This is a genomic window from Methylomonas rivi (genome assembly GCF_024505165.1).
Lineage (GTDB): Bacteria > Pseudomonadota > Gammaproteobacteria > Methylococcales > Methylomonadaceae > Methylomonas > Methylomonas rivi.
The window spans coordinates 39510-49460 of the sequence record NZ_JANIBK010000018.1 but is presented as its reverse complement, the minus strand read 5'-3'; the positions used below and the strand labels follow the sequence as shown (position 1 = coordinate 49460).

Annotated in this window: 10 protein-coding genes; all 10 read right to left on the bottom strand. The window is 43.7% G+C overall.

Annotated elements, in window-relative coordinates:
• Positions 1–389, bottom strand: a 389-nt coding sequence (locus NP596_RS05465) for a glycosyltransferase family 2 protein (RefSeq protein ID WP_256614265.1), incomplete at its 3' end; no start/stop codon positions are given.
• Between the two features lie 29 nt (positions 390–418).
• A complete protein-coding gene (locus tag NP596_RS05460; protein WP_256614264.1) occupies positions 419–1093 on the bottom strand; it encodes a pentapeptide repeat-containing protein in 675 nt (224 codons plus the stop codon).
• 21 nt (positions 1094–1114) lie between these two features.
• On the bottom strand, positions 1115–3133 hold the full coding sequence (locus NP596_RS05455) for a hypothetical protein (protein WP_256614263.1): 2019 nt from the start codon (positions 3131–3133) through the stop codon (positions 1115–1117).
• Positions 3134–3405: 272 nt separating this feature from the next.
• Entirely contained in the window at positions 3406–4545 is a 1140-nt protein-coding gene (locus NP596_RS05450) for a radical SAM/SPASM domain-containing protein (protein ID WP_256614262.1), read from the bottom strand.
• On the bottom strand, positions 4542–4883 hold the full coding sequence (locus NP596_RS05445) for a hypothetical protein (protein ID WP_256614261.1): 342 nt from the start codon (positions 4881–4883) through the stop codon (positions 4542–4544). Before NP596_RS05445 ends, NP596_RS05450 begins: the two co-directional genes overlap by 4 nt.
• Before the next feature lie 44 nt (positions 4884–4927).
• A complete protein-coding gene (locus NP596_RS05440; protein ID WP_256614260.1) occupies positions 4928–6085 on the bottom strand; it encodes an alpha-ketoacid dehydrogenase subunit beta in 1158 nt (385 codons plus the stop codon).
• Positions 6009–6998, bottom strand: coding sequence for a thiamine pyrophosphate-dependent dehydrogenase E1 component subunit alpha (locus NP596_RS05435; protein WP_256614259.1), 990 nt, complete (start codon positions 6996–6998; stop codon positions 6009–6011). Before NP596_RS05435 ends, NP596_RS05440 begins: the two co-directional genes overlap by 77 nt.
• Before the next feature lie 63 nt (positions 6999–7061).
• Positions 7062–8051 (bottom strand): SDR family oxidoreductase, encoded by a 990-nt coding sequence (locus NP596_RS05430; protein WP_256614258.1) that lies wholly within the window; start codon positions 8049–8051, stop codon positions 7062–7064.
• Between the two features lie 14 nt (positions 8052–8065).
• The gene (locus NP596_RS05425; RefSeq protein ID WP_256614257.1) at positions 8066–9163 is read right to left on the bottom strand and encodes a radical SAM protein; all 1098 of its coding nucleotides are present in this window, start codon (positions 9161–9163) and stop codon (positions 8066–8068) included.
• A 20-nt stretch (positions 9164–9183) separates the two neighbouring features.
• The gene (locus NP596_RS05420; RefSeq protein ID WP_256614256.1) at positions 9184–9756 is read right to left on the bottom strand and encodes an SIS domain-containing protein; all 573 of its coding nucleotides are present in this window, start codon (positions 9754–9756) and stop codon (positions 9184–9186) included.
• Between the last annotated feature and the right edge of the window lie 195 nt (positions 9757–9951).

Genomic DNA, 9951 nt, shown 5'->3' with positions numbered 1-9951 from the left:
CTTCTTACAGGTATATTTTTTTTTGAAAACACCCTGGAGCCAATAATAAATTTTGAAGGACTTTCCAACAAGGCATCGGCCACTTTCTTTATGTCTGTAGATAAATGCTGCCCATCAGCATCGGCGGTCACAACCCCAACAGATTTTGGAAAATTTACATAACAGTAATTTAACCCCGTTTTTATCGCTCTTCCTTTACCTAGATTTATTGCATGATGAAGAACACAACAGGAAGGAAAACGTTTTAACTCATCAAATATCTCAAGCCCAACCTCGCTACCATCATCAACTACAATTACCGAAAAATTAGCCGCCAACACCTCTTCAACAATATGTAATAACTTTTCATCCGGATTATATGCTGGTATTAGTATATGAACTTGCTTCATTATGAACTCATTTATTTATTAAAATTTAATCATTTGTCAATATTAATGAAATTTGTGCCGCTTCTCGCGGCCTGTAAATTTGTGTTGGTGAATTCTGATTGCTTTATGAAACTGCCACTTAGATCTGCATCTTTAAAGTCCACATCTATGAAATGGGCTTTAACAATAAAAGTCCTTTTCATATTCGTATCATAAAAAAAAGAACCTCTAAAAGTAGAACCCGATAAGTTACTATCCGCAAGAAATGTATTTGTAAAAAATGAATTCTCTACATTCAAGTTCACCAGATCGGAAGAATCCAAATAGGCCCTGGAAAAGGAAATATTTTTACCTGTTACACCATTTAAATTTGCACCATACATCATTGCTCTATAGAAATTTGAGCCTGTAAGCATACAATTTTTAAAGTTTGCAACTTGAAGATAGGATTTAGTAAAATTTGTGTTTTGAAGATCAGAGCCAGTGAAATCGGCAAAAGGCAATTCTGAAAATGAAAAATCCGTATTAGAAAAATCAAAGCCCTTAAAATCTGCCTTATAATATTTTACTCCTACTAAGTTTGGCTTTATACCTGGATTATCCGATCTCCATTGATTCCATGCGACAACACCCTTTTCCAGTATTACCTTATGCTTTTTATCGTACTTATCGCACCCACTTAGCATAATAAGAGTAAATAATAGCACTATTTTAACGCTACCCATTTTACTTACCTAAACCTATAATCATCTAATCTTAATAAAATAATGCTGGTCATCACGCAAAAGCAACGTATACTCTTTATTTTCAATCCGCCTCATAATTAATGCTATAATATCTCCATCAAATTCATAACCATAAGCATTACCTACTTTTATTATGATATGCGTTATGTCGTCACGCTCCAAAATACTATTAAAATAATCATAGGTACCCAATAGTTTTAGAGGAAAATAATATTGCTTAGTCTGAGGGAAAATTCTTATCAACCCATATTGCGATGCAATCTTTCCTTTAATTTCATGCCTTGATACATAATCAACCAAAAACTCATTCAACTGCGGAGCTTCTCCCACCGTCATCAGTAAATTACTTTGTCTTAAAAGTAGTTTATCCGAACTAAACCAAGTAAAGTTCAAAATGATAATAGCGAATAAAACTGAAATAAACATGCCAAGAGCAAGACCAGGATGAACGTTTACTTTTAAAAGTAACCTCATAGGGTTGGCAAATTGATAACTAAAAGCACAACAGCCGACGAAAGGATTTATTTGCTTTAAATACAAACTTGAATATTCTATATCCCAAAAATCCCGGATTTTTTGGCAATTTTCATCCGAATTTACTCTATTCGATAGATCACTTTTTTGCGCAGACTGACTCAACTCTTTAATATTAAAAACCCGAAAAAAACACTTTTCAAAAAGCACATAAACACCAAACGCGGCAGAATATGCAACAAATGGCATAATGGGGGATATCGTTCTTATTTCATAACTATAATAGAAAACCCAAATAAACAAATAAGGGCAAATTATTAACAGAAACACCAAGCGGCTTTTTTCATGAAAGACCCCTAAAGTGCTTAGAAGAAAAATTATCGCACCAATAATTTTCCACGACTTAGCCATTGGAAATATCAAGTTCATCGCCCATAAAAAACGCTGATAATTATCCCTTCCTTCATGAATCCCCTTCGTAAGCCAAGCAGATGATGAGGAAGAACGGCCTTGGAATATCTGATATTCAATATATCCATACCAACTTAAGACCAGTACAGATACAACCACCATTGATAGTAGTAATATTATAAAATTTTCCTTAAACTTATAATTCGTCTTATTTTTACCATCAACAAATAAGAACCATACCAACCAAGCCATTATTACAATCAGTAAAAACAAACCTGCTTGTTTAATAAGCGCGGATACAGACGCAAACAGAATAACCAATATCAATCTCTTGCCATCTATTTTATTTGAGCTACGCGTAAAATAAACATCCAAAATCGCATAGAATGCCAAAAAGCCAATCGATGCAGCAGGAATATCAAGCGTCCCCGCCCCAAACAAATAGCCAGTATATAAAATTAAAATAATCGAATAGAATACCAATCCTAGCAAATATATTAAGCTCTTATTCTTTATCGATAAATCTATAAACAGCAACGAAACCACGAATGGAAATAGCGACAAAGTCATCTTATTAAAAAACTGAATATTTTCATTCTGCATAATAAGATATCCTAAAGACCAATTTGCCGGCATAAGGATAGGATAACTCATGGTATTTGCAGGATCAGGCAATCTATTTAATAGGAATTCCAATGTCCAGGGATTATAAGACCCCATCATGTCGGACTGTAAAAATATAGTTCCTAAGTTTTTATATAAAAGATAGCAAAATAGCAGCAGTGAAATAATGGAAATTAGAATAATACCGAAACCACTTAATGTGTTTTCGCAACTGACTCCCGCAACCAACCGCACATAATATCCGGAATTTTTTCCGCTTTTCCAATCTTTAAAAGAGATGCCACCGATAACAATAAATTCAATTGCTAGCAATAAGAATACCAACCATGAATAATATATATTAAGCGACGCCAAAGGCATCACAACAATATAATTTATCAACAGGCTTAATGTAAAAATATATACTGCGCGCTGTATTAAGCTAATGCCATCAAGCCTTAAAAACCTAATAGCAATATAGCCTGGAATAAAAGTAATTTGTAAGAACGATACTACCCCTAAAATAAACATCAAGTCCTCGAATAAAGTTTTCTTTAGCCCTTATGCTTCCGCACAGCTTCGACATCTCATGGTGCCAACCAGAAATGAATAACGTTCGGTTAATAACAATACTTTCGCTATTCCGCTTGATTTGAAAAATTATTATTATCTTGACATTTTGGCAATGAACCGCTTTACAAACTCACGCCAATTTCGAATGGCAATAATAAAATACACGTAAATATTCTCTCAAGTAGTCGATTAGGCTGGATTACCTAGAGCATAAAGTAGTAACGATATACTTACAAAAAGTTCACATGCAATGGTTTCGGTTCTTTACCAGGCTGAATGCGGCTTATGCCTTTGGCGTGATTGTCTAGCGCGACACTTACATAATGCTGAATAGGTAAAGTACCCATCATGGTCTGAGCATCGAAAGCCGGAGAAGCCAGATAATTCATGGCTCTCCAGTAGCGTTCGGACTTCCAGATATCGATAAAGCGTTCTTCGGTGAAATTTCCAATATGTAATTTTGAATAGCGCGCATTAAAAAACATGCCTGAAGGGGCCACCAGACCGCTGCCACTTATTTGCAGCAAAAACTGCGGGCCGTAAAAGCGCTTATAAGAGGGCTTATCACCATCTTTGATTTTGTCCCACTTTACTATGATTTTTGTCTGCTCGTTACTCATGGACTCAGCTTGAACCAGCAAATCGTGAAGGCTGTCGTATTGGCTGTAGTCAATCCCCAAAGTATGCTGTTCGTCATCCGAACAGTGCTTGATCACGGCGTAATCCACACCCAGATCCAACCCTAGCTGCGCAAACGGGATGATCTCGTCTTTCAAATGCGGCATCAACACCATTTGAATACCCAGCGTTACCGATAACCCATTCCGTCTTTTTAAATCGACCGCATATTGAATATGTTTTATCGCCCGATCAAATACTTCAGTATGCTCCGGACCTTTGTACATGATGCTGGCATAGCTTTCCGGCCGACCGGCCGCAACCGTAAATCGTATCCACGTTATGTGTGGCAATACCTGTTCGATTTTGTCCGGCTCCCATTCCCAAGCGTTGGTTGCATTTCCCACGTCTATGCCTAATTCCGCCGCATGCTGGATGAAGGGAACATAGGCCTTGGATAGTGTACTTTCGCCATCCGATACCAGCGATACGCTACGTATACCGATGGCGGAAAAATCGTCCAGTAAATTGAGCGCATCCACGGTTTTGATGCTGCTTCTGGCCTGCGATTCCTGCATCATCGCGTAGCAAAACGAACACATTGCACCGCAAGCGCGGGTCAAAGACATATCGACGCTAACCGGCGCTATCCGCTCCCCTGCTTCCCATGCCTCCACTCTGTCGGTGTGATACGAGAGCTTATGAGAATCGAGAATCAACGCCCCTTCGCGGGTTTGCACTGCTTCACTCATGATTTCACCTCAATGCCACGCAGATTTCTAAGCGAGTTCCGATCACCAAACGGCTCCAGCCAAACGACCACCCCCGGATCAATCGATTCCTTTAAAAAAAACTCCAGATCAAGCAATAAAGTTCCCCGCTTATCAGCCGAAACCGGTTCGAGCAACCTGATAATCACTTGACCGTCCTGCTTGGCCTCGATCGCTACCAGCACGGTATTTGGAAAAGCCGCATAGGCGGCCATGGTATTATTTACGCATGTAAGTCTCGCTGCATCGGACATTTCGCACCAAGCCTTACCGGGCGTGATTGTTTCCGCGCCGGCATAACAAAGATTACTCGTCATCATTGATTGACCACTATTTAGTTCTGTTTAAATCTTACAGATTAGAATTAGAAAGGACCTGTAAAGCCGGGGTTTGGTGTATCGTGCGGCCCTTCGCGTACCAGCAACCCCGTCAATTTAATATAGGCATCCGAATTTTTATCTATGCCGAGCATATCCGCCACCGCGGCAACAATAGTTTCCGGTCCGGGATAATAATGCTCCGCCATGAATGGCGAGGTAGGCATGGGATGATCAGGCAGGGCAATGCGGGCGGGCGGCAGTTTTAATGCGGAAAAGGCTTGCTCCACGACTTGTGTAATCAATTCGCCCGCGACACTGCCGGTGCGAAAAGCGGTATCCGCGACGATCAATCGGCCGGTTTTGCGAACCGACCTCAGGACACTGGCCACATCCAGCGGACTTACGCTGCGCATGTCCAAAACTTCAATGGCGATCCCCATAACGGACATCAACGCTTTCGCGGCGATGAGCGCTTCGACCGCCATGTGTGAAAATGCAGCGACCGTTACGGTATCACCTTCATGCAGCACTTTGGACTGCCCCAACGGAACGCGATAATACGTTTCCGGCACAGTGTCCTTTATCTGGTGTAACCAGCGGTGTTCAATAAACATAACCGGGTTGTTGTCTTCAATCGCCGAAATCAGCATACCCTTAGCGTCATGGGCGGTAGTCGGCATAATGACTTTCAATCCAGGCACCAGCGAAAACATGGCTTGCAAGCTTTGCGAGTGCTGGGGGCCCTGCCCCCAGCCACGACCGACGATTACCCGCACAACCAATGGCACGCTCGCCTTGCCATCGAACATGTAATGCCATTTGGCGGCATTATTAACCAACTGATCCATCGCCAACAAAGCAAAATCTATTCTCTGATGAATCATAACCGGCCGCATGCCGGACAACGCCGCCCCGATGCAAACACCCGTGACGCCGTTTTCGGAAAGCGGCATATCGAAAACACGCCGGGCACCGTATTTCTCGCGCAACTCAGCCGTTGTGTTAAAAATGGCTTTGGGGTCGGGCACCCCCTCACCGATCACAATGACATTGGCATCTTGCTCCATTGCCTGATCCAGACCTTCACGAATGGCTTGCGCATAGGTAATTTCCCGCATTCCCGATTCAGGCATAAACTCTCTCCCCCGCCTCTTTGCTGGATGGTTTGGCACTGGAAAGAGCAAACTCGAAAGCGTCGGCAATTTCTTCGCTAAACTCAGCCTCGAAGCTATCCATAACCGATTGCGTCAAAATATTGCTTAGCTCCAGCCGAGAAGCGAAATTGGCGATAGGACAATCCTTAAGGCCGCTCTCGATTTCCGACTCGGAACGATAGTTGAGATGGTCGTCGAAATTAGGGCCGCAATGTTCTCGCCAGCGATAAGTACTCAACTCGATGAATTGCGGGCCGCCTCCATTTCGAGCACGATCCATGGCCGCTTCGGCAATACTCAGAACCTCTTCCACATCATTGCCGTCACCATGATACGCTGCCATACCGTGCGCTTCCGCTATACGATAAATCGGCCGGTCAGGCTGTCTTTCCGACATTCGCGTATAAACGGAAAACTCATTATTCTCGCACACAAAAAGAATCGGTAGTTTATGCAAGGCGGCAAAGTTCAATGACTCATGGACAACACCCTCTTCAAAGCAACCATCCCCGAAAAACACTACGCTGACCCGTTTTTCATCCTTTAAAGACGCTGCCCACGCCGAGCCAACCGCTAACGGTACCGTTCCACCCACTATCGGGGTAGCCCCCATGAAACCCACATCCAAATCAATAAGATGCATGGACCCGCCCCGGCCGCCGCAGCAACCGGTAGAGCGTCCATACAACTCAGCAATCAAAGCCCTCACATTGCCACCCTTGGCTATATAATGACCATGCGCGCGATGGTTGCTAAAAACAACATCGTCCCGGGAAAGTACCGCCGATACGCCAACCGCAATGGCTTCCTGTCCGATACACAAATGCGTAGGACAACGCATTTCCTGCTCGGCGTAGCGCTCTGCAATAGCTTCTTCAATACGCCGAATTCGTAGCATTGACCGCAATAACGCAAGACGATCCCACTGCTGTTCGGTCAGTTTCAGCTCATCTTTCGACATAAAATAATCCTGACAAACGGCACTGAATAAAACTCGAAGCATAAATTTTAGAGCGCATTGTTTTCAATCTTTCCCCAAATAACGAAACCAGGTCGTAGTCGCCTTATCGATAGTAGCCGCATCCCAAACCGGCGCATCGTTCCAGTTTTGGATGCTATCCAGCATATTTTGCACTCCTTGTTCAAATGCAACCTTGGGCGCCCAATCGAGCAATTTAGCAATTTTGCCGGTATCGGCAAAAGTACAATCGGGCTCTCCCGGACGTTTAGGAATATGCACAACGGGGCCACCCAGCAATTCGACCAAGCGGTTAACGCTGTAATGGTTTCCGCTACCGACATTAATAGCCTCGCCACTGACATCCGATTGCGCCGCCTTGATAAACGCCGCGGCAACATCGGTAACATAAGTAAAGTCTCTGGTTTGGGTGCCGTCACCGACGACCGTAAAAGGACTGCCTTTCAGCTTCTGGGCCAGAAATACGCCAAAAACCGCGCCATAAGCTCCGGATGTTCGGGACCGGGGGCCGTATACATTAAAAAGTCTCAACGAAACCGCCGGCAATTTATAGGTTTTGGCCCAATGCAACACCAGTTCTTCGCCCATATACTTGGTCAGCGCGTAGGGATATTGAGGGTCAATCGGCGCCGTTTCCGGAGTGGGATAAACATCGGGTATACCGTAACTGGAAGACGATGCCGCATAGACCATACGCTTAACGCCTGAATCCAACGCGCACTGTAAAACATTCAGCGTACCGCTAACGTTGGTCTCAAAGTAGCTGTCGGGCTGTTCGATCGAGGGCACGATGTCCGCCAGGCCGGCCATATGAAACACCCAGTCGACGTTATCGAAGTAAGGCCTGATGGCATTACGATCACAAATGTCCGCTTGATGAAAAACAAGCTTGGGATGCGCTGCAAAGTTTTTAATATTTTCCTTACGTCCGCACGCCAAACTATCAATGATGACAACTTCATGTCCCGAAGCAAGCAACATTTCGGCAAGATGGCTTCCAATAAAGCCGCAACCGCCGGTAACAAGTGTTTTCATAACGAATAAATGATTTAAATAAAATTAACGTGAGGGATATTGTTTTCCGACATGGCATGAAGGTAACGGTTGACTTCATCCATGCGGCAATTGCGGCGACATTCCTTAATATCGAGTTCGTGACGAATAAATTCGAAACTTTGTTGGCGTTTTTCGCCCTCCCAGATGGCCTGAAAAGACTGTTCGTTGATATTGCCGTATTCAAAGCGTTTATCCAGTAAATAAGCGCTACAACCATAGACGGAGCCATCCGCCATGATGTAGCCCCATAAAAAAGGCGTGGCGTGGCATTTCTGATATCTGTCCGACTCAGTGTACTTCTTCATCGTATGTCCGCGAAACACCACGTTAAAGTCCTTGGTATTATACGACTCCATCTGCTTAGCCATCGCCAATTGCGGCGTATAGTCAATATTTTCGTATTGATGGGTTTCACTGAACAAATGTTGCGAATAGGGTTTAATGACCAAATAATCCAAACCGATCTCATCCCTGCATAACTCTGCCAGTTTCCCCATCTCATTTGAATTCTCAGGCAACAACAGAGATTGCGCACCCAAGACACAAGCGAGATTGTTTTCTCTCTTAGCAGCAACCGCCCGCTTTAAATTATCAATGACCTTTTGAAAATCTTTCTCTTTCGTCTGATGAATTTGCGCGTAGGTACCGGCGGTTCCAGCATTTATCGATACCTTGATCCATGAAACCAGCGGCAGGGCTTCATCGACAAATTGTTCGGTGATCACCGTGGCATTGGTTGTGAATGACACATCGATCCCTGCATCCTTGGTAGCCTTGACTATCTCATGAATACGCTTGTGTAACATAGGTTCGCCTTCGCCCGCGTACATTATGCTTTTAACTCCCAAGCGCCCCATTTCCTCTAACCGGCTTTTAAGAATTTCCACATCAAGCATGTTGGTTTTGTAACCGATATAGTCGACGGCACAGAACCGGCAGCGATGATTGCAAGCCCCGACCGGAGATATCTCAAGATAGATTGGGTAAACCGATTTAGCCTTATTCCAGTCGTCGCCCACATCCATTAACTGTGCGACCCGCTTGGGGTGGTAAATGAGTTTATGGCTATCAATTGAATATTTATCTTGCATCGTCGATCCTTATTTAACGTCTATTTGCTTGCGGCAAGGTCTTGATCACACAGCCACTGCATACATATATGGCCAACGATAAGCTGCAGATCTTCCGCGATTTGCATATCGTCAACCTCAAAATGAATTGGAAATTGCGCAATCTCCTTGCAGCGCCCCCCACTAAACCCCAGTATGGCGAAAGTTTTCATGCCTTTTTGATTAGCTACTTCAAGCGCCTTTACCACATTCGCCGAATTACCGCTACCGGAAAGCACTATCAGAATATCATCGGGGTTGCCTTTAATCCTGATCTGTTCAGCATATATGCTGTCGTACCCTAAATCATTACCAAGACAAGTCAAAACCGCGGCATTAGCGCTCAAAGCTTCTGCTCGCAAGCCACCTTCATTGTTTAAACCCGCGCCGTAGATAAAATCATTGGCGAGATGGATCGCGTTACCCGCACTCCCACCATTGCCGCACAAATATATGCAACGACCAGAAACCCAAGCCTCCAACAATGCGCTAGCAAGTACCTGAACATCTTGCATAGCCGCATGGCATAGCGAACGCGACAATTTATCGGTGTAATTTTTTATGTGTTGTTGCATATAAGTTCAATCCAAGGAAAACACTTAACTTCATGAATCGGTTAATCGAAAAGTTTCCGCGCTTTTAGCCCGATCGCTTGTCCCGAATAACGTCAGGATCATTAAGCTAATTATCTCCTGTTATGCCGGGGTTATACCGCATAAATCATAACCGGCACCAATAACCTCGGACGGACATTCGTAAAAACATTGTTA

Excerpts from the sequence above, each read along its gene's own strand:
- NP596_RS05460 (WP_256614264.1), bottom strand. The coding sequence starts at position 1,093 with ATGGGTAGCGTTAAAATAGTGCTATTATTTACTCTTATTATGCTAAGT.
- NP596_RS05455 (WP_256614263.1), bottom strand. The coding sequence starts at position 3,133 with ATGTTTATTTTAGGGGTAGTATCGTTCTTACAAATTACTTTTATTCCA.
- NP596_RS05450 (WP_256614262.1), bottom strand. The coding sequence starts at position 4,545 with ATGAGTGAAGCAGTGCAAACCCGCGAAGGGGCGTTGATTCTCGATTCT.
- NP596_RS05445 (WP_256614261.1), bottom strand. The coding sequence starts at position 4,883 with ATGATGACGAGTAATCTTTGTTATGCCGGCGCGGAAACAATCACGCCC.
- NP596_RS05435 (WP_256614259.1), bottom strand. The coding sequence starts at position 6,998 with ATGTCGAAAGATGAGCTGAAACTGACCGAACAGCAGTGGGATCGTCTT.
- NP596_RS05430 (WP_256614258.1), bottom strand. The coding sequence starts at position 8,051 with ATGAAAACACTTGTTACCGGCGGTTGCGGCTTTATTGGAAGCCATCTT.
- NP596_RS05425 (WP_256614257.1), bottom strand. The coding sequence starts at position 9,163 with ATGCAAGATAAATATTCAATTGATAGCCATAAACTCATTTACCACCCC.
- NP596_RS05420 (WP_256614256.1), bottom strand. The coding sequence starts at position 9,756 with ATGCAACAACACATAAAAAATTACACCGATAAATTGTCGCGTTCGCTA.